The 17,881-nt window shown below is 73.0% G+C and carries 18 protein-coding genes, 1 tRNA gene and 1 pseudogene; 11 read left to right on the plus strand and 9 right to left on the minus strand.

Going from position 1 to position 17,881, the window contains the following annotated elements:
* Window positions 1-51 precede the first annotated feature (51 nt).
* From ACJOT3_RS00535 to ACJOT3_RS00545, 3 genes are all read right to left on the minus strand, one after another.
* Window positions 52-2,067 carry an oxidoreductase gene (locus ACJOT3_RS00535; protein WP_406967546.1) on the minus strand — a complete coding sequence of 672 codons (2,016 nt, stop codon included), beginning with the start codon at window positions 2,065-2,067 and terminating at the stop codon, window positions 52-54.
* A 209-nt stretch (window positions 2,068-2,276) separates the two neighbouring features.
* On the minus strand, window positions 2,277-3,056 hold the full coding sequence (locus ACJOT3_RS00540) for an SGNH/GDSL hydrolase family protein (RefSeq protein ID WP_406967548.1): 780 nt from the start codon (window positions 3,054-3,056) through the stop codon (window positions 2,277-2,279).
* A gap of 59 nt (window positions 3,057-3,115) precedes the next feature.
* Window positions 3,116-3,754, minus strand: coding sequence for a maleylpyruvate isomerase family mycothiol-dependent enzyme (locus tag ACJOT3_RS00545; protein WP_406967550.1), 639 nt, complete (start codon window positions 3,752-3,754; stop codon window positions 3,116-3,118).
* Window positions 3,755-3,839: 85 nt separating this feature from the next.
* Between ACJOT3_RS00545 and ACJOT3_RS00550 the strand changes: the two genes are divergently transcribed.
* From ACJOT3_RS00550 to ACJOT3_RS00565, 4 genes are all read left to right on the plus strand, one after another.
* On the plus strand, window positions 3,840-4,283 hold the full coding sequence (locus tag ACJOT3_RS00550) for a MarR family winged helix-turn-helix transcriptional regulator (RefSeq protein WP_406967552.1): 444 nt from the start codon (window positions 3,840-3,842) through the stop codon (window positions 4,281-4,283).
* A 94-nt stretch (window positions 4,284-4,377) separates the two neighbouring features.
* Entirely contained in the window at window positions 4,378-4,722 is a 345-nt protein-coding gene (locus tag ACJOT3_RS00555) for a type II toxin-antitoxin system RelE/ParE family toxin (RefSeq protein WP_406967618.1), read from the plus strand.
* A 3-nt stretch (window positions 4,723-4,725) separates the two neighbouring features.
* Window positions 4,726-5,043: a helix-turn-helix domain-containing protein gene (locus ACJOT3_RS00560; protein ID WP_406967554.1), complete on the plus strand. Its 318-nt coding sequence runs from the start codon at window positions 4,726-4,728 to the stop codon at window positions 5,041-5,043.
* Window positions 5,044-5,154: 111 nt separating this feature from the next.
* Window positions 5,155-6,894, plus strand: coding sequence for a pyruvate dehydrogenase (locus ACJOT3_RS00565; protein ID WP_406967556.1), 1,740 nt, complete (start codon window positions 5,155-5,157; stop codon window positions 6,892-6,894).
* Window positions 6,895-6,927: 33 nt separating this feature from the next.
* On the opposite strand, the gene ACJOT3_RS00570 is transcribed toward ACJOT3_RS00565, so the two are convergent.
* Window positions 6,928-7,368, minus strand: a complete 441-nt coding sequence (locus ACJOT3_RS00570; RefSeq protein ID WP_406967558.1) for an Lrp/AsnC family transcriptional regulator — start codon at window positions 7,366-7,368, stop codon at window positions 6,928-6,930.
* A 103-nt stretch (window positions 7,369-7,471) separates the two neighbouring features.
* Between ACJOT3_RS00570 and ACJOT3_RS00575 the strand changes: the two genes are divergently transcribed.
* On the plus strand, window positions 7,472-8,398 hold the full coding sequence (locus tag ACJOT3_RS00575) for an SMP-30/gluconolactonase/LRE family protein (RefSeq protein ID WP_406967560.1): 927 nt from the start codon (window positions 7,472-7,474) through the stop codon (window positions 8,396-8,398).
* Here ACJOT3_RS00575 and ACJOT3_RS00580 read toward each other — a convergent pair.
* Complete coding sequence (locus tag ACJOT3_RS00580; protein ID WP_406967562.1) at window positions 8,364-9,338, minus strand: GlxA family transcriptional regulator; 975 nt, start codon at window positions 9,336-9,338, stop codon at window positions 8,364-8,366. The genes ACJOT3_RS00575 and ACJOT3_RS00580 overlap by 35 nt on opposite strands.
* A 184-nt stretch (window positions 9,339-9,522) precedes the next feature.
* Between ACJOT3_RS00580 and ACJOT3_RS00585 the strand changes: the two genes are divergently transcribed.
* Window positions 9,523-10,188, plus strand: coding sequence for a DJ-1/PfpI family protein (locus tag ACJOT3_RS00585; protein WP_406967564.1), 666 nt, complete (start codon window positions 9,523-9,525; stop codon window positions 10,186-10,188).
* 58 nt (window positions 10,189-10,246) lie between these two features.
* Complete coding sequence (locus ACJOT3_RS00590; protein ID WP_406967566.1) at window positions 10,247-10,558, plus strand: hypothetical protein; 312 nt, start codon at window positions 10,247-10,249, stop codon at window positions 10,556-10,558.
* A gap of 69 nt (window positions 10,559-10,627) precedes the next feature.
* On the opposite strand, the gene ACJOT3_RS00595 is transcribed toward ACJOT3_RS00590, so the two are convergent.
* Window positions 10,628-11,212: a TetR/AcrR family transcriptional regulator gene (locus ACJOT3_RS00595; RefSeq protein WP_406967568.1), complete on the minus strand. Its 585-nt coding sequence runs from the start codon at window positions 11,210-11,212 to the stop codon at window positions 10,628-10,630.
* A 91-nt stretch (window positions 11,213-11,303) separates the two neighbouring features.
* Between ACJOT3_RS00595 and ACJOT3_RS00600 the strand changes: the two are divergent.
* Window positions 11,304-11,474, plus strand: a pseudogene (locus ACJOT3_RS00600) (NAD-dependent epimerase/dehydratase family protein); the annotation flags it as partial.
* Window positions 11,475-11,865: 391 nt separating this feature from the next.
* Window positions 11,866-12,219, plus strand: coding sequence for a Rossmann-fold NAD(P)-binding domain-containing protein (locus ACJOT3_RS00605; RefSeq protein ID WP_406967622.1), 354 nt, complete (start codon window positions 11,866-11,868; stop codon window positions 12,217-12,219).
* A gap of 28 nt (window positions 12,220-12,247) precedes the next feature.
* On the opposite strand, the gene ACJOT3_RS00610 is transcribed toward ACJOT3_RS00605, so the two are convergent.
* Window positions 12,248-13,663, minus strand: a complete 1,416-nt coding sequence (locus ACJOT3_RS00610) for an aminotransferase-like domain-containing protein (RefSeq protein ID WP_406967570.1) — start codon at window positions 13,661-13,663, stop codon at window positions 12,248-12,250.
* Here ACJOT3_RS00610 and ACJOT3_RS00615 point away from each other — a divergent pair.
* Window positions 13,662-14,900 carry an aminotransferase class V-fold PLP-dependent enzyme gene (locus tag ACJOT3_RS00615; protein WP_406967572.1) on the plus strand — a complete coding sequence of 413 codons (1,239 nt, stop codon included), beginning with the start codon at window positions 13,662-13,664 and terminating at the stop codon, window positions 14,898-14,900. The two genes, ACJOT3_RS00610 and ACJOT3_RS00615, sit on opposite strands and share 2 nt — an antisense overlap.
* Window positions 14,897-16,207: an MFS transporter gene (locus ACJOT3_RS00620; protein ID WP_406967574.1), complete on the plus strand. Its 1,311-nt coding sequence runs from the start codon at window positions 14,897-14,899 to the stop codon at window positions 16,205-16,207. Before ACJOT3_RS00615 ends, ACJOT3_RS00620 begins: the two co-directional genes overlap by 4 nt.
* Before the next feature lie 68 nt (window positions 16,208-16,275).
* Here ACJOT3_RS00620 and ACJOT3_RS00625 read toward each other — a convergent pair.
* Both ACJOT3_RS00625 and ACJOT3_RS00630 read right to left on the minus strand, forming a co-directional pair.
* A tRNA-Ser gene (locus ACJOT3_RS00625) sits at window positions 16,276-16,360 on the minus strand.
* A 54-nt stretch (window positions 16,361-16,414) separates the two neighbouring features.
* Window positions 16,415-17,755 (minus strand): DUF2252 domain-containing protein, encoded by a 1,341-nt coding sequence (locus ACJOT3_RS00630; protein ID WP_406967576.1) that lies wholly within the window; start codon window positions 17,753-17,755, stop codon window positions 16,415-16,417.
* Between the last annotated feature and the right edge of the window lie 126 nt (window positions 17,756-17,881).

Consider the following 17,881-nt stretch of genomic DNA (forward strand, 5'->3'; position numbering starts at 1 on the left):
GCATCCGAGCGGATCCGCCGGGGTACGCGCCCGCCGCCGTACGGGTCCCCCTTAGAGGGCGGCGGCCAGGCGGGTGCCCTGGTCGATGGCGCGCTTGGCGTCCAGCTCGGCGGCCACGTCGGCGCCGCCGATGAGGTGCGCGGTCACCCCGCGCCCGGCCAGCGCGTCGACCAGGTCGCGGCGCGGGTCCTGGCCGGCGCACACCACGACGGTGTCCACCTCCAGCAGCCGCGGCTCGCCGCCGACCACGATGTGCAGGCCTGCGTCGTCGACCCGGGTGTACTCCACCCCGGCGAGCATCTCCACGCCCCGGTGGCGCATCTCCAGGCGGTGGATCCACCCGGTGGTCTTGCCCAGCCCCGCGCCGACCTTGCTGGTCTTGCGCTGGAGCAGGTGGACGCGGCGCGGCGGGGCGGGCCGCTCGGGGGCGCGCAGGCCGCCGGGGGTGGTGTGGTCGGTGTCCACGCCCCACTGGCGGAAGAACTCGTCCGGGTCCAGGGACGCCTGCTCGCCGCCGTCGGTGAGGAACTCGGCGACGTCGAACCCGATGCCGCCCGCGCCGATGACGGCGACGCGCTCGCCCACCGCGGCGTTCTCGCGCAGCACGTCGACGTAGCCGACGACCTTGGGGTGGTCGATCCCGGGGATCTCGGGGGTGCGCGGGCTGACGCCGGTGGCCAGCACGACCTCGTCGTAGCCGGTCAGGTCGTCGGCGTTCACCTCGGTCTTGAGGCGCACGTCCACGCCGTGCTTGTCCAGCTGCACCCGGAAGTAGCGCAGGGTCTCGTCGAACTCCTCCTTGCCGGGTACCCGGCGGGCCATGTTCAGCTGTCCGCCGATCTCGTCGGCGGCGTCGAACAGGGTGACCTCGTGCCCGCGTTCGGCGGCCGACACCGAGAACGCCAGCCCGGCCGGGCCCGCGCCGACGACGGCGACGCGCTTGCGCAGGCGGGTGGGGGAGAGCACCAGCTCGGTCTCGTTGCAGGCGCGCGGGTTGACCAGGCAGGAGGTGATCTTGAGGCTGAAGGTGTGGTCCAGGCAGGCCTGGTTGCAGCCGATGCAGGTGTTGATCTCCTCGGCGCGCCCGGCGGCGGCCTTGGCCACGAACTCCGGGTCGGCGAGGAAGGGGCGGGCCATGGCGACCATGTCGGCGCGGCCGCTCGCGATGATCTCCTCGGCCACCTCGGGGGTGTTGATGCGGTTGACCGCCACCAGGGGGACGGACACCTCGCCCATGAGCTTCTCGGTCACCCAGCCGTAGGCGCCGCGCGGCACGGAGGTGGCGATGGTGGGGATGCGCGCCTCGTGCCAGCCGATGCCGGTGTTGATGATGGTGGCCCCGGCCGCCTCGACGGCCTTGGCGAGCCGGACGACCTCCTCGAACGTGGAGCCGCCGGGCACCAGGTCGAGCATGGACAGGCGGTACACGATGATGAAGTCGGTGCCGACCCGCTCGCGGACCCGGCGCACGATCTCGACGGGGAAGCGCATGCGGTTCTCGTAGGAACCGCCCCACTCGTCCTCTCGCCTGTTCGTCGCGGCGGCGATGAACTGGTTGATGAGGTAGCCCTCGGAGCCCATGATCTCGACGCCGTCGTACCCGGCCTCGCGGGCCAGGGCGGCGGCGTTCGCGAAGTCCTCGATGGTCTGCTCGACCTCGTCGGCGGTGAGCTCGTGCGGGGTGAACGGGTTGATGGGGGCCTGGATCGCGCTGGGGGCGACGAGGTTCTCGTCGAAGGCGTAGCGGCCGGTGTGCAGGATCTGCATGGCGACGCGGCCGCCCTCGCGGTGCACGGCCTCGGTGATGATCCGGTGCTGGGCGACCTCGTCACCGTTGGTGAGCTTGGCGGCGCCCTTGAAGGTGACGCCGTGGTCGTTGGGGCCGATGCCGCCGGTGATGATGAGGCCGACGCCGCCGCGGGCGCGTTCGGCGTAGAAGGCCGCCATCCGCTCGAAGCCGCCGGGGTGCTCCTCCAGGCCCAGGTGCATCGAGCCCATGATGACCCGGTTGGGCAGGGTGGTGAAGCCCAGGTCCAGGGGTGCCAGCAGGTGGGGGTAGTCGGTCATCGTGTCTCCTCCGCGCGGGGTGCCTCGCGGGCCGTTGTCCGGACGGCCCGCATCCCATTATGCAACAAGTTGCAAAATGGGTCGGAGATCGCCCCCGGAAGACGGGCGCAGACCCTGGTCAATTGACCCGGTCGCCCGACCGGGTCAGGCGACCAGGTCGGTCAACCGGGTCGGCCGACTTGGTCCCCCAACCCGGTCGGGCGACCCGGTCAGCCGATCTCGACGGGCATCAGCGCCGGGCGCTTGGCGGTGCGGCCGTCCCCGGAGGAGCGCCCGCGCAGCCGCCGCATCACCCACGGGCCCAGGAACGTGCCCAGCCAGCGGACCTCGTCGGCCACCGTCAGGAGGGTCCCGGGCCGGGGTATCGCGGGCAGCGGCTCCGCCCACCTCTCGTCCGCGCCGGGCAGCTCCAGCGCCGAGGCCATCGCGCCGGCGATCCGGGCGTGCCCCAGCGGGCTACAGTGCAGCCGGTCGATCGCCCACAGCCGGCGGTCGGTGGAGATCCGGTGCCGCGCGGTGTCGGCGACCACCACACCGTGGCGCGCGGCCGCCCTGCGGATCCGCTCGTTGAAGTCCAGCACCCGCGGCATCAGGGGTCGCGCCAGCGGGGCGATCGCGGCGATGTCGGGGAAGGTCATCGTGGCCACCCGGGCGCCCGCCCCGGTCAGGGCGGCGAACATCGCCTCCAGGTCGCCGACGACCGCGTCGGCGTCGTACCCGGGGCGGATCACGTCGTTGACCCCGGCGAACACCGTGGCCACGGTCGGCTCCAGGGCCAGCGCGGGCTCCAACTGCCCGGCCCGCACCTGCCCGGCGAGCCGCCCGCGGATCGCGAGGTTCGCGTACTCCACCCGGGCGCCCGTCGCCGCCATCTTCTCGGCCAGCCGGTCGGCCCAGCCGCGAACGCCGAGGGCGTCGTCCCCGTCCCCGACGCCCTCGGTCTGACTGTCGCCGAGGGCGACGTAGCGCACCCTGTCCCCAGGACCCATCACGGACTCCTCACCTCGTGGCTTGAGGAGCATCCTATTCCACAAAGTGACTAGTCTACTTATGTATTAACCACCCTGGTGAGTGCCGCGACCCCGGGGCCCGACAGCCGGTCCAGCATCGCCGGGCGCCCGGTGAGCAGCAGCAGGAACGCGAGCATCGGTCCCTCCACCCGCTCTCCCGCGCCGACCTCCCAGTCGGTGTCGGTCGCCACCAGGTGCAGCCCGGCCAGCCTCTTCCCGGCCCGGAACGGCCACCCCATCGACCACACCCGGTCCGCCCCGGCCCGGGCCGCGTCCACCGGCGCCGGGTGGTCGATGCCCAGCGGCACGGCGATGTCCTGGGCGTGCACCAGGGTGTCGAACAGGATGTTCTCGTAGTTGGTCAGCGCCACGAGTTCCCGCGAGGCCGCGTACTCGCGCAGTTCGCCCACCAGGTCGACGCCGGGCCCGCGGGCGTGCCGGATCGACACGTCGCGGATCATCCGGTTGTACGAGCCGCCCGCCCGCACGAATTCCTTGAGCGCCATGGGCAGGGAGGTGATCTGCGGCGTGAAGGCCACGTGGCCCGCCACATCGCGCACCCGCCACTCCGTGCACAGGGAGGGCGCCTCCCACTGCTCCTCGGTGAGCCCCTCCAGGAGGTCGGCGAGCGCGAGCCGCTCCCGCTCGATGACCCGCCAGCTGTCTTCCCGGTCCATCGCGGCCTCCCGGTGGCGCGATAAAGGTAAGCTTCTCTGACCAATTCTCTCAAAGAGACCGCCGCAATTCCAGGGGGTGGCACCGATGGACGCCGAAGAATCCGAGCTCAACACAGGTCTGCTGCTCTTCATCCCCTACCGGGAGATGGAACGCCGCGTCTTCGCCGAGCTCGCCGCCCTCGGCTACGACGACATCACCTTCTCCCAGGGGCGGCTGTTCCAGCGCGTCGCCCCGGGCGGCAGCCGCCTCACCGACCTCGCCGAACAGGCCCGCATCACCAAGCAGAGCGCGGGCTTCCTCATCGACCGCCTCGTGGAGACGGGCTACGTCGAGCGCGTCCCCGACCCCACCGACGCCCGCGCCCGCCTCATCCGCGCCGCCCCCCGCGGCGAGCGCGCCATCGCCGCGGCCGCCGGGATCGTCGCCCGCGTCGAGGCCGAGTGGACCGCCCACCTCGGCGCCCGCGACATGGCCGCCCTCCGCCGCATCCTCACCCGCCTGCGCACCATCACCGACCCCTACGCCTGACCCGGCCCTGCGGACTTCGACAAAAAGAACCCTTGCGTCATAGAACTCTCGTAGCATAATGAGGGTGGCATGGAATGTGATCCTGTTGGACGAAGTGGATGACTGGTTGCTCGCCCTGGCCAAGGAGGAGCCGCGTATCGCCGAGAACGTCGTGGCCGCCATCGACAGGCTTGAGAGCATCGGACCGACGCTGGGCAGACCCCTGGTGGACGTGATCAGCGGATCGAGGATCCACAACCTGAAGGAGCTGCGCCCCCGGTCGGCGGAGGGGTCGGCCATCCGGATCCTGTTCGTCTTCGACCCCCAACGACAGGCGGTCCTGCTCGTCGCCGGGGACAAGGCGGGGCGCTGGAAAGAGTGGTACGACAGGAACATCCCACTGGCCGAGGACCGTTATCGCCGGTGGTCGGCCGGCGGTTACGGGATGGAGAGGGGCTGACTGGTGGCAAGACAGTGGAGAGATGTCCGGGCTGAGACGATCTCCGTCGGAGGGCTCAACGAGGACCGGATCGCTGAAGAAGTCGAACGCTTCAAGGCCGAGGAGCGGGCCTACCGGCTCGCGGAGATCCGCAGGGCGCACGGGATCGACCAGACCGCCCTCGCCGACCAGCTGGGCATTTCCCAGTCACGGGTCTCCCGGATCGAGCGGGGAGAACTCGACCGGTCGGAGATCGCCACCATCCGCGGCTATATCGAAGCTCTCGGCGGCCACATGGAGATCGTGGCGAGGTTCGGGGACCAGGCGCTCCGGGTCGGCTGACCCGGGTGGGCGTGGCGGTGCGGGGGAACGGCGGGGTGCGCTCCTAGCGTGGGACGCGGGGCGCCGCCGCGGCGCCCCGCGCACCGTCGCCGCGCTCCGGGGGGAACCGCCATGGCCAGGAACACCGTCGCCGAACAGCTCGTCCGGACGCTGGTCGCCGCCGGGGTGACCCGGATCTACGGCGTGGTCGGCGACAGCCTCAACCCCGTGGTCGACGCCGTGCGCGGGACCGACGGCATCGAGTGGATCCACGTTCGCAACGAGGAGGCGGCGGCCTTCGCCGCGGCCGCCCAGGCGCAGATCGACGGCGGCCTGGCGGTGTGCGCGGGCTCCTGCGGCCCCGGCAACACCCACCTGGTTCAGGGCCTCTACGACGCCCAGCGCAGCGGGGTGCCCGTGCTGGCGCTGGCCTCCCACATCCCCTCCCGGCAGATCGGCACCGGCTACTTCCAGGAGACCCACCCCGAGCGGCTGTTCGGCGACGTCACCGAGTTCCGCGAACTCGTCTCCCGCCCCGACCAGATGCCCCGGCTGGCCCGCATCGCGATCCAGCACGCCCTGGGCACCCCCGGCGTCGCGGTGCTGGTCCTGCCCGGCGACATCGCCGGGCGCAAGGCCGTCGGCGGCCCCGACACCACCCCGTCGGTGCCCGTGCGCGCCACCGCCTGGCCCGCCGAGGACGACGTCCGGGAACTCGCCAAGCGGATCAACGCCGCCGAGAAGGTCGCGCTGTTCTGCGGCGCCGGGGTGCGCGACGCCCACGGCGAGGTCATGACCCTGGCCGGGCGGGTGAACGCCCCCGTCGGGCACACCCTGCGCGGCAAGGAGTGGATCCAGTTCGACAACCCCTACGACGTCGGCATGATCGGCCTGCTCGGCTACGGCGCCTGCTACGACGCGCTGCACGACGCCGACCTGGTGCTGCTGCTGGGCTGCGACTTCCCCTACGACGACTTCCTGCCCAGGAAGAACGTCGTCCAGATCGACCGCGACCCCCGCCGGCTGGGCCGCCGGGTGCCGCTCACCCTGGGCGTGCACGGCGACGTGGCCGCCACCCTGCGTTCGGTGCTGCCGCTCATCGGCGACAAGTCCGACACCCGTTTCCTGCACGGCATGCTGCGCCGCCATGAGCGGGCCCTGACCAGGGTGGTGGAGGCCTACACCGGGAACATCGCCGACCACACGCCGATCCACCCGGAGTACGTGGCGCGCGTGCTGGACGAGGTCGCCCCCGACGACACGGTGTTCACGGTCGACACCGGCATGAACAACGTGTGGGCCGCCCGCTACCTCACCCCCAACGGGCGCCGCCGGGTGATCGGCTCGTTCACGCACGGCACCATGGCCAACGCCCTGCCGCACGCGATCGGCGCCGCCTACGCCGCGCCGGACCGCAAGGTGGTGTCCCTGTCGGGGGACGGCGGGCTGAGCATGCTGCTGGGCGAGCTGATCACCGTCCACCAGCACGGGCTGCCGGTGGCCACCGTGGTCTTCAACAACTCGTCGCTGGGCATGGTGCGGCTGGAGATGCTGGTGGACGGCATGCCCGCCTACCAGACCGACCACCCGCCGGTGGACTACGCGGCGATCGCCGGGGCGATCGGGATGCGCGCCCTGCGGGTCACCCGCCCCGACGAGGTCCGCGACGCCCTGCGCGAGGCGGTCGAGGCCACCGAGGCGGTCCTGGTGGACGTGGTCACCGACCCCAACGCGCTGTCCATCCCGTCGCGGATCACCGCCGACCAGGTCGCCGGGTTCGCCCTGTCCGCGGGCCGGACGGTGCTCCAGGGCGGGGTGGGCTCGATGGTCGACCTGGCCCGCTCCAACCTGCGCAACATCCCGCGCCCCTGAACACGGCGGGGGCGCGGGCGGCGAGGCCGGGGGTCAGTCTGCCGCGGACACGGGGCGTTCGAAGAACGTCTCCAGCACCACCGTGGCCTGTGTGCCCGACACCCCCTCCACCTCGTACAGGCGGCGCAGCACGTCCTGCAACCCCTCCGTGGTGGCGGTGCGCACCTTCAGCAGCAGGGTCGCGCTGCCCGCGATGACGTGCGCCTCCTGGACCTCGGGCAGGGCGGCCAGCGCCGCGCCGGAGCCGCCCATCCAGGCGGTCGAGTCGACCATCACGAACGCGAGCACCCCCCGGCCCAGGGCGGCCGGGTCGACCTCGACGGTGGTGCGCCGGATCACCCCGCGCGCCCGCAGTTTGCGCACCCGCTCGTGGGCCGCCCCCGCGGACAGGCCCACGATCTCGCCCAGGGCGGCGTAGGAGCGCCCGGCGTCCTCCTGGAGCAGGGCCACGAGCCTGCGGTCGGTCTCGTCCACCGGTCACGTCCTCTCGTCTGCACGCTTGTGGATACAAGAGATCCTACGGTATTCATGTCTCCAGACAGGATGATATTCGGTCAATGGTGATCAAGGAGATATGATGTCCTCCATCGAGGGAATCTACGAGACTCTGGACGACCGCTTCCGGACCGGCCGCTGCGCCAACGGCGACTCCCGCCTCAAGCTCCTCTACGACGACTGCCGCTGGGCCGAGGGCCCCCTCTACCTCCCCGCCTGGGGCCAGCTCGTCTTCAGCGACATCCCCAACGACCGCATCCTGCGCTGGGACGAACGCACCGGCGCCGTCGGCGTCCTGCGCTCCCCGGCCGGGCACGTCAACGGCAACACCCTGGACCGCGAAGGCCGGCTCGTCAGCTGCGAACAGGGCGGGCGCCGGGTCGTGCGGACCGAGCACGACGGCACCCTCACCGTCCTCGCCGACCACTACCGCGGCAAGAGGTTCAACAGCCCCAACGACGCCGTCGTGCGCTCCGACGGCTCGGTCTGGTTCTCCGACCCCGACTTCGGCATCACCAGCGACTACGAGGGCCACCGCGCCCAGAGCGAGATCGGCGCCCGCAACGTCTACCGGGCCGACCCCGCCACCGGGGAGGTCCGGCTCGCCGCCGACGGCTTCGAGGGCCCCAACGGCCTGGTCTTCTCGCCCGGCGAGGAGCGGCTGTACGTGTCGGACACCCGCGCCGGGCACATCCGGGTCTTCGACGTCCGCGGCGACGGCACGCTCGCCGGCGACCGGGTCTTCACCGAGGTCCCGCAGGGGTACGGGCGGTTCGACAACATCCGGTTCGACGACGAGGGCCGGCTGTGGGCGGCGGCCATGGACGGCGGGGTGCACTGCTACGACCCGGACGGCACCCTCATCGGGCGGATCCTGGTGCCCGAGCCGGTGTCCAACATCGCGTTCGGCGGGGCCAGGAACAACATCATGTTCATCACCGCCACCACCGGCCTGTACTCGCTGATGCTCTCCGTCACCGGCGCCCGCCGGATCCACCGGACCCCCTGAACCCGCCGAACGCCCCCCGGTAGGCGTGCGGGCCGACCCCCACCACCTCGCGGAACCGCTCCCGGAACGCCGTGGGGGAGCCGAACCCGCTGCGCGCCGCGATCAGGTCCACCGGGTGGTCGGTGGTCTCCAGCAGGTGCTGGGCCCGGCGCACCCGCACCCGGGCCAGCCACCGCGACGGGGTGGTGCCCGCCTGCTCGCGGAACCGGCGGGACAGCGTGCGCGTGCTCATCCCGGCGCGCGCCGCCAGGTCGGCGACGGTGATCCCGCGGTGGGCGTTGTCGGAGGCCCACGCCAGCAGGGGTTCCAGCGCCGCCCCGGCGGGGGCCGGCGGGCTCTCGTGAACGATGAACTGGGCCTGGCCGCCCTCCCGCTCCAGTGGCACCACGGACAGCCGGGCGATGTCGGCGGCCACGGCCGAGCCGTGGTCGCACCGCACCATGTGCAGGCAGAGGTCCAGCCCGGCGGCCGCCCCGGCCGAGGTCAGGACGTTCCCGTTGTCCACGTACAGGACGCCGGGGTCCACCTCGACGTCCGGGTACAGGCGGGCCAGGGCGCCGGCGGCCGCCCAGTGGGTGGTGGCCCGCAGCCCGTCGAGCAGCCCGGCGGCCGCCAGCGTGAAGGCGCCCGAGCAGATCGACGCGAGACGGGCGCCGTTCGCGGCCGCCTCCCGCAGCGCGGCGGCCGCGTTCGCGGGGAGCGGGGCCGCGGGGTCCGCGGTGCCGGGGACCACGACGGTGTCGGCGGCGGCCAGCGCGTCGAGCCCGTGGCGCGGGCGCAGGCCGAACACGCCCGCGTCGACCTCCTCGGCGGCGCCGCAGATCAGCACGCGGTAGGCGGAGCGGCCGTCGGGCAGCCGGGTGCGGGAGAAGACCTCGACGGGGACCGAGAGGTCGAAGGGGACGACCCGGTCCAGGGCGAGGACGGCGACGGTGTGCATGCGGCCGAATCTAGCCGACAGTCGGAGTTCGGACACCTGCTCTCACCTGCGTATTCAATCTTGTACAGCCGTTCTCCGCGGCTGTCCGGAATCCGTTGCCATCTGTCCGATCGGACGCTTCCGGACCCTGTCGGCCCGCTCCTAACGTGGCGGTGCGAACGAATCGACACCGAGGGGGAACAGGGTGAGGAGAGCACAGGTCGTGCTGTTCGACGGCTTCGATCCGATGGACGTCATCGCACCGTTCGAGGTGCTCCACGCGGGGGGCGAGGCCACCGGCGGGGCGCTGACCGTGGAACTGGTCTCCGCCGAAGGGGCCCGCGAGGTGCCCTCGGGGAACGGGATCTCCCTGCGGGCGGCGGGGCCGCTCACCCCGGACACGGCGGACCTGGTCGTCGTGCCGGGGGCGGTGGGGCCCGTCCCCACGGACGAGGAGATGGCGGGGGAGCCCGCCGAGGACTCGATCCCGATGATCCTGGGCCGGGCGCTCGGCACCCCGCTGCCGGGTCTGCTGGCCGAGGTGCTGGCCCGGCCGGGCGCCACGCTCGCGACCGTGTGCGGCGGCTCGCTCATCGCGGCCATGGCGGGCCTCACCGAGGGCCGTCCGGCCACCACCCACCACCTGGGCCTGGACCTGCTCGCCGCCACCGGCACGGTCGCGATCGACGCCCGGGTGGTGGACGACGGCGACCTGGTCACCGCCGCGGGGGTCACCTCGGGCCTGGAACTCGGCCTCCACCTGCTGGAACGCGAGTTCGGGCCGCGCATCGCCCACTCCGTGGAGCGCCTGTTCGCCTACGAGCGCCGGGGGACCGTCTGGCGCGCCGTGGGCGCCGTCCCCGTCGGCTGAACGCCCCGTCCACCGCGGAACGACGAGACAACGAGACAACGGAACAAGGAGCACAGCCATGACCGCCACCGTCGAAGGCGTGTGGGAACTGTCGATCACCACGCCCATCGGCCGGCTCACCCCGACCGTGGAGTTCACCCGCACCGCCGGTGTCCTCACCGGCACGGCCCGGGACGGCCACGGGGAGGTGGAGTTGCGCGAGCCCGCCGTGGACGGGGACCGGCTCACCTGGCACCAGTCCGTCACCCGGCCGATGCGCCTGAACCTGTTCTTCGACCTCACCCTGGACGGGGACACCATGCACGGGACCTCCAGGGCGGGCCGCCTGCCCGCCTCCAAGGTCACCGCCCGCCGCGCCGGGACCCCCTGAGCCCGGGACCCTCTGAGCCCGGGACCCTCTGAGCCCGGGGCCCACCGGCCGGAGCTCACCGGCCGGAGTTCACCGGCCCGCCGTGCGCTCCGCTCCCGCCACAACGGCCGTGAGCTCGGCGAACGCGCGCCGGAGGCACTGCGGGAGGTCGGGTCCGCCGGCGTCGCCGATCCACTCCTTGAACGCGGCCTTGAACGCGGCCACACCCGCCTCGGCGGCCAGGCCCGCCGCCGGTTCCGGGGTGCCGCGCAGCCGCAGGCCGTCGGCGAGGGCCTCGCCGAGCGACGCGAGCTTGATCAGCTCGCGTTCCCGCAGTTCCGCGTTGGCGTCGATGACGGTCTGGCGCCGTGCGGCGAGCTCGCGGCGCTCCTCGAACAGCGGGGCGGCCGCCGTCAGGGCCGCGGCCACCGCGTCGATCGGCGCCGCGTCCCCGGGCGCGTCGGCGAGCGCGGCGACCAGGGTCGTCTGCAGCGGGTTCGACTGGGGGAACAGGACCTCGCGCTTGTCGGCGAAGTGCCGGAAGAACGTGCGCTCGGTCAGCCCCGCCCGCTCGGCGATCTCCTTCACGGTGGTCCGGTCGAACCCGTGCTCGCCGTAGAGCTCCAGTGCCGCCTGCTCCAGGCGTCCGCGCGCGTTCGGTTCCCATCGACCCATGCGTCCGATCGTATTGCATGACAGTGACTGACATCGTTTGCTGCAGTCAATGTCAGTCACTGTCATCACTTGCGATCGCGAGGAGCCCGACATGCGTGTTCTCATCACCGGCGCGACCGGCTGGATCGGTTCCGCCCTCATCCCCGACCTCGTCGCCGCGGGTCACAAGGTCGTCGGCCTGGCGCGCTCCGACGCCTCCGCCGCTGCCCTGGCCGCCGCCGGGGTCGACGCGGTCCGCGGCGGCCTGGACGACACGGACGTCCTGGCCGAGGCCGCCGCCGCGTCGGACGGGGTGGTCCACCTCGCCTTCAAACACGACATCGCCTTCACCGGGGACTTCCGGGGCGCCCTCGCCGCGGACCGCCGGGCCGTCGAGGCGATCGGCGAGGCGCTCGTCGGCTCCGACCGGCCGTTCGTCACCACCGGCGGGACCCCGATCGTGCCCGGACAGGTGGCGACCGAGAAGGACGGCCACGACGTCGACCCGGCCGCCGACGACGGGCCCCAGGGCCGTGCCGCCAACGACGAGCGGGTGCTCGCGCTCGCGGACCGCGGCGTCCGCGCGTCCGTGGTCCGCATCCCCCGGACCGCCCACGGCGAGGGCGACCCCGGCTTCGTCGCGGCCCTGGTCCGCACCGCCCGCGAGAAGGGGGGTGTCCGGGCACATCGGCGACGGCTCCCTCCGCTGGCCCGCCGTGCACCGCCTCGACGCCGCCCGGCTGTTCCGGCTGGCCCTGGAGCAGGCCCCGGCCGGCTCGACACTGCACGCCGTCGGCGAGGAGGGCGTGCCCCTGGGCGAGGTCGCCGAGGTGATCGGCCGCCGCCTCGACCTGCCGGTGGTCCCCGTTCCCGCCGAGGACGCGGGCGCCCACTTCGGCTGGCTGGCCGGCATGCTCCTGTTCGACCAGCCGGCCTCCAGCGCGGCCACCCGCGAGCTGACGGGCTGGAGGCCGACCGGGCCCGGGCTCATCGAGGACCTCGGCCAGGGCCACTACTTCCGCGACTGAGACCGCGGGGCCCGCGCCTCCGGGCGGCTCACCCCCGCCCGGGGGAGAGGTCCGAGAGGGCGGAACCCAGCCGCCGCGCGCCCTCGGCCAGCTCCGCGTGGTCGGCCGCGGCGGCGAAACCGATGCGCACATGGGCCGCCGGAGGCTCGGCGGCGAAGTAGCGGCCGCCGGCGCTCACGACCACACCGCGCTGCCGCGCGGCGGAGGTCAGCACGGCGTCGTCCACACCGGCCGGAAGGCGGACCCACAGGTGCAGCCCGCCCGCGGGGGCCGAGAACGCCGCGCCGGGGACCTCCCGTGCGACCGCGTCGGCCAGCACGGCGCACCGCTCCCGCAGGGCCGCGCCCAGCGCCCGCACGTGCCGCTCCCAGGACGGGGAGCCCAGCACCTCCAACGCGGCCTCCTGGAGCGGGCGCGTGACGAAGAAGTCGTCGACCAGGCGCACCGCCCGCATGCGCTCCATCACCGGGCCGCGGGCCACCAGCGCCCCGATGCGCAGGCTCGGCGCCGCGGGCTTGGTCAGCGAGGTCACGTGCACGACCGTGCCGTCGCGGTCCTCGTCCACCAGCGGCCGCGGCACCGGCCCGCCGTGCCCCAGGTGCCGCGCGAAATCGTCCTCGATCACGAACGCGCCCGCGGCGCGCGCCACGTCCAGGACCTGGCGGCGGCGTTCGGGCGCCAGCACCGCGCCCGTCGGGTTCTGGAAGGTCGGCTGGCAGTACAGCAGCCGCGCCCCGGTCATCGCGAACGCGTCGGCCAGCAGGTCGGGCCGCAGCCCGTCCGCGTCCAGCGGCACCGGCACCGGCCGCAGCCCCGCCGCGCGGGCCGCGGCCAGGGCCCGGGGGTAGGTGGGCGACTCCACCAGGACCGGGCTGCCCGGCCCGGCGACGGCCCGGAACGCGATCGACAGCGCGCTCTGCCCGCCCGCGGTGACCAGCACGTCCTCCGGCGACACCCCGCCGACCAGGTGGCCGAACGCGGCGCGCAGCGCCGCCAGCCCGCCGGCCGGGGCGCGGTCCCAGGCGTCCGGGCGGCGCGCCGCCCGCGCCAGCGCAGCGCTCAGCGCCCGGGTGGGCTGGAGCGAACGGTGGATGTAGCCGCCGTCCATGGAGACCGCCCCGGCCGGCGCCGGACCGAGCGGGTCGGCCACCAGACGGGTGTCGACGGCGCGGTCGGTGAGGGCGACCGTCTGCCAGGACAGGTCGGCGGCCGCCTCCTCGTGGGGCCGTGCGCGCCGCTCCGCCACGTACGTCCCGCTGCCCGGGCGGGTCACCACCGCGCCCTCCGCGGCCAGGGCCGCGATGGCCCGCGCCACGGTCGCGGGGCCGACCCGGTACCTCTTGACCAGCTCCCTGCTGCTCGGCAGCCGGTCCCCGGGCGCGAGGCCGGAGAGCAGCGCCCGGAGGCTTTCGGCCAGATCGCCAGAAGTGCTACCGTTGTTCATGAGAGATCAGAGTAGCGCTTCTGTTCCCGCGCCGGAAGCACTTCGGCTGGACGTCGCCGCCCTGCGGGCCGACACCCCGGGGTGCGAGCGGGTCGTCCACTTCAACAACGCGGGCTGCGGCCTGCTGGCCACCCCCGTCCTGGACGCGATGGTCGACCACCTGAACCTCGAAGCGCGCATCGGCGGCTACGAGGCGTCGGCCGCCCGGGCCGCCGAGGTCCGCGGCTTCTACACGGAGATCGCCGCCCTCATCAACACCCGGCCCGACAACATCGCGTTCGCGGGCAGCGCCACCCACGCCTACGCCAACGCCCTGTCGTCGATCCCCTTCGAGGCGGGCGACGTCATCCTCACCACCCGCGACGACTTCATCTCCAACCAGATCGCCTTCCTGTCCCTGCGCAAGCGGTTCGGCGTGCGCATCGTCCACGCGCCCGACGCGCCCGGCGGCGGGGTCGACGTGGAGGCGATGGCCGTGCTGATGCGGACCCACCGCCCGCGCCTGGTGTCCGCCACCCACGTGCCCACCAACTCGGGGCTGGTCTCGCCGGTCGCCGAGATCGGCCGCCACTGCCGCGAACTCGACCTGCTCTACCTGGTCGACGCCTGCCAGTCGGTGGGCCAGCTCGCCATCGACGTCGAGGAGATCGGCTGCGACCTCCTCACCGCCACCTGCCGCAAGTTCCTCCGCGGCCCGCGCGGCTCCGGATTCCTGTACGTCTCCGACCGCGTCCTGGAAGCGGGTTACGAACCGCTGTTCATCGACATGCACGGCGCCCGCTGGACCGAGCCGGGCGGCTACGAGCCCGCCGCGACGGCGGCCCGGTTCGAGGAGTGGGAGTTCCCCTACGCCACGGTGCTCGGCAGCGCCGCCGCGGTGCGCTACGCCCGCGAGGTCGGCATCGGGGCCATCGAACAGCGGACCCCGGCGCTCGCGGCCCGGCTGCGCGACCGGCTCGAACCCCTGCCCGGGGTGCGCGTGCTCGACCGCGGCCCCCGCCTGGCCGCGCTGGTCACCTTCGAGGTACAGGGCTGGGAGGCGCAGCCGTTCAAGGAGGCGGTGGACGCCCGCGGCGTCAACTCGGCGCTGAGCTTCCGCGAGTTCGCCCGGTTCGACTTCGGGGACAAGGACGTCGACTGGTGCCTGCGCCTGTCGCCGCACTACTACAACACCGAGGAGGAGGTCGACCGCGTCGCCGACGCGATCGCCGACCTCGTCGGTGCCGGGCCGCGATGACCGCCGAGCGGACACCCGCCGCGGAGCCCTCCGAGGGCGGTCTCTGGCGCAACGGGGACTTCCTCAAGTTCTGGTTCGGCGAGACGCTCTCGCTCCTGGGGACCCAGGTCACGAACCTCGCCCTGCCGCTGACCGCGATCATCGCCTTCAACGCCACCGACGAGCAGGTCGGCGTCCTGCGGTTCCTCCAGCTCGTCCCCTACCTCGGCCTCGCCCTGGTCTTCGGGGTGTGGGTGGACCGGGTCCGGCGGCGGCGGATCATGCTCGGCACCAACCTCGTCCGAATGGTCCTACTGGCCCTCGTGCCCGTCCTGTACTGGGCGGACGTGCTCAGCATGGCCTCCCTGCTGGTGATCGCCTGCGCCGTCGGCGTCGCCTCGGTGCTGTTCGACGTGAGCTGGATGTCGTACGTGCCCACCCTCGTGCGCGATCCCAAGCACTATGTCGAGGCCGGCGCCAAGATGGGGATGAGCTCGTCGGCCGCCGACGTGGCGGGACCCGGGCTCGCGGGCGTCCTGATCGGCGCCCTGACCGCGCCCGTGGCGCTGATCGTCAACGCGTTCTCCTACCTGGTGTCCCTGGTCACGCTGCTGCTCATCCGCACCCCCGAACCCCGTCCCGAACCCCCGGCCGTACGACGGCACTGGCCCACCGAGCTCCGGGACGGCCTGCGCTGGGTACTGGGGAACCCGGTTCTCCGGTCCCTCGCGCTCATCGGGTTCTGCTGCAACTTCTCCATGGTCACCGTGTGGACCATGTTCCTGCTGTACGGGACACGGGACCTGCACCTGGACTCGACGACCCTCGGCGGCATCTTCGCCGCCGCCTCCGTGGGCGGGCTGATCGGCGCGGCGATCTCCCGGAGGGTCATCCGGCGCTTCCGGCTCGGCCTGGTCTACCTGGTCGCCCAGTCCGCGCTTCTCCTCGGCCCGGTGCTGATCGTCCTGGCCGCCGGACCCCGACCGGTGATGGTGGGGATGTTCGTCCTCTCCTTCTTCACCACCTACCTCGGACTCGGCGTCGCGGGCGTCATCATCGTCAGCCTGCGCCAGGCGAGTACCCCGAAGTCGATGATGGGCCGGATGACCGCGGTCTTCCGCACGCTGCTGTTCGGCGGCGGCGCGCTCGGCGGCCTGTCCGCGGGCCTGCTGTCCGGCCGGATCGGAGCGGAGAACGCGTTGACCGCGGCGGCGGTCGCGTCCGCCGCCGTGCTGATCGCACTCGTCCTGTCCCCGGTGAGCCGCCTCCGCGGTCTGCCGCCACCACCGGAGGAACCCGCCAGGACGGCGGAACGGTCCGCCGCCTGAGACCGGGAACGACGAAGGCCCCGACCGGTGTCCGGTCGGGGCCTTCCGTTCGCCCTCGTGGGCGTCTGCGGAGGATAGGGGATTCGAACCCCTGAGGCGTTGCCACCAACACGCTTTCCAAGCGTGCGCCCTAGGCCACTAGGCGAATCCTCCGCGAACAACTCTACAGGTTGTCCGGGTGTGCTTCGAACGCGTTTCTCCGGCCGGTCAGCCGTGGCTGGAACGGACCCCCGAGATGGCGTTGTTGCGGAACGCGTCGACGAACAGCGCGTGGTCGGCGCGCACCTGCGCGGCGTAGGCGTGCGCGAACGTCGCGCACCAGTCCGAGAACTCCTTCTCGCGCCCGCCCAGCACGTTCATCAGCGCCTCCTCCACCTGCCACCCCACCAGGGAGTCGTCGGCGTGGGTGTCGGACACGCAGTGCGCCTTGGCGGCGGCCCGCCCCAGGTAGTCGAGCACCGGCGCGATGTCGGCGGGCTCGGTGAGCCCGTCCCAGTCCAGGTCGGTGGTGTAGGGCGACACCTCGCTCACCACGAACCCGCGCCCGTCCATCTCGGTGTGCCCGAGCAGCGGGTCGGTGTGGGCCTGCAACGCCCGCTGGGACACGGCGGTGCGGTGCCCGTGGTGCTCGAACGCGTCCATGATCTCGGGGTCGCGCACCACCCGGGACGGGGCGGCGACGTTGCCCTGCTTCATCGACAGCACCAGGTCGTTCTCCCAGGCCTCGGAGGGCCCCTCCACCAGGAACGTGTAGGCGGGCAGCCCGGCCGAGCCGATGCCGAACCCGCCGCTGCCCACCACGTCCTTGACCTCGTAGCTGAGGGAGCCGTGCCGCTGGTCGGCCGGGATGGTGTCCACGTAGGCGCGGTAGGCGGTCATGGCCCGCTCGCGCTCCTCCTCGCCCAGCCGGCGCACCCGGGGCCCCTCGCGGAACAGCCGGGAGTACCCCTGGCGGCGGGTCATGGACAGGAGCATGTCGGAGCGGCTGTTGAGCCGGGCCCGCTGGAGGACGTCGTGGACGGTGCCGTCGGTGGTGTCGAGCTTGAGGGAGAAGTCGCGGTCGCCGCCGTTCTCGGCGAACGCCGCCACCTGGGTGACGTAGGCGTCGACGCAGCGGCGCACGAGCGCGTCGATGTCGTCGTCGGACAGGGCCTTGCGCCAGGCGGTGAGGGCGATGCTCGCCGACAGCCGCAGCACGTCCCAGGTGAAGTGGCCCAGGTAGGCCTCGTCGAAGTCGTTGACGTCGAACACGAACCGGCCGGTCGCGTCCATGTAGGTGCCGAAGTTCTCGCTGTGCAGGTCGCCCTGGATCCACACCCGGGAGGTGCGCGCGTCGGCCCACGGGTCGTCGGCGTCGCCGACGTCGGCGTAGAACAGGGCGGCGCTGCCCCGGTAGAAGGCGAAGGGGTCGGCCGCCATCTTGCGGAACTTGACCCGGAACGCGGAGGGCGCCCCGGACATCAGGTCGGCGAAGGCGTTCTCCAGCACGGAGACGATGAGGTCGCGCCGCCCGGGGGACCGGTCGACAGGGGAGTGAGGGTCGAACATGCGCCCATCCTCCCCCTTTGTTCCGCCGCTGGGCCACCCGGCGGCCGGTCCCGGCCGCCTTCCTGCCTCCCCTGCCCCTCCCCGCCCCGGTTGCCCGAGCACCCCGGTGTTCGGATAGACTTCGGG

Origin of the sequence: Nocardiopsis protaetiae (assembly GCF_045446735.1) — a bacterium.
GTDB lineage: Bacteria > Actinomycetota > Actinomycetes > Streptosporangiales > Streptosporangiaceae > Nocardiopsis > Nocardiopsis protaetiae.

Coding starts and splice junctions, on each gene's coding strand:
- ACJOT3_RS00535 (WP_406967546.1), bottom strand. CDS start 2,067: ATGACCGACTACCCCCACCTGCTGGCACCCCTGGACCTGGGCTTCACC.
- ACJOT3_RS00540 (WP_406967548.1), bottom strand. CDS start 3,056: ATGGGTCCTGGGGACAGGGTGCGCTACGTCGCCCTCGGCGACAGTCAG.
- ACJOT3_RS00545 (WP_406967550.1), bottom strand. CDS start 3,754: ATGGACCGGGAAGACAGCTGGCGGGTCATCGAGCGGGAGCGGCTCGCG.
- ACJOT3_RS00550 (WP_406967552.1), top strand. CDS start 3,840: ATGGACGCCGAAGAATCCGAGCTCAACACAGGTCTGCTGCTCTTCATC.
- ACJOT3_RS00565 (WP_406967556.1), top strand. CDS start 5,155: ATGGCCAGGAACACCGTCGCCGAACAGCTCGTCCGGACGCTGGTCGCC.
- ACJOT3_RS00575 (WP_406967560.1), top strand. CDS start 7,472: ATGTCCTCCATCGAGGGAATCTACGAGACTCTGGACGACCGCTTCCGG.
- ACJOT3_RS00580 (WP_406967562.1), bottom strand. CDS start 9,338: ATGCACACCGTCGCCGTCCTCGCCCTGGACCGGGTCGTCCCCTTCGAC.
- ACJOT3_RS00590 (WP_406967566.1), top strand. CDS start 10,247: ATGACCGCCACCGTCGAAGGCGTGTGGGAACTGTCGATCACCACGCCC.
- ACJOT3_RS00595 (WP_406967568.1), bottom strand. CDS start 11,212: ATGGGTCGATGGGAACCGAACGCGCGCGGACGCCTGGAGCAGGCGGCA.
- ACJOT3_RS00615 (WP_406967572.1), top strand. CDS start 13,662: ATGAGAGATCAGAGTAGCGCTTCTGTTCCCGCGCCGGAAGCACTTCGG.
- ACJOT3_RS00610 (WP_406967570.1), bottom strand. CDS start 13,663: ATGAACAACGGTAGCACTTCTGGCGATCTGGCCGAAAGCCTCCGGGCG.
- ACJOT3_RS00620 (WP_406967574.1), top strand. CDS start 14,897: ATGACCGCCGAGCGGACACCCGCCGCGGAGCCCTCCGAGGGCGGTCTC.
- ACJOT3_RS00630 (WP_406967576.1), bottom strand. CDS start 17,755: ATGTTCGACCCTCACTCCCCTGTCGACCGGTCCCCCGGGCGGCGCGAC.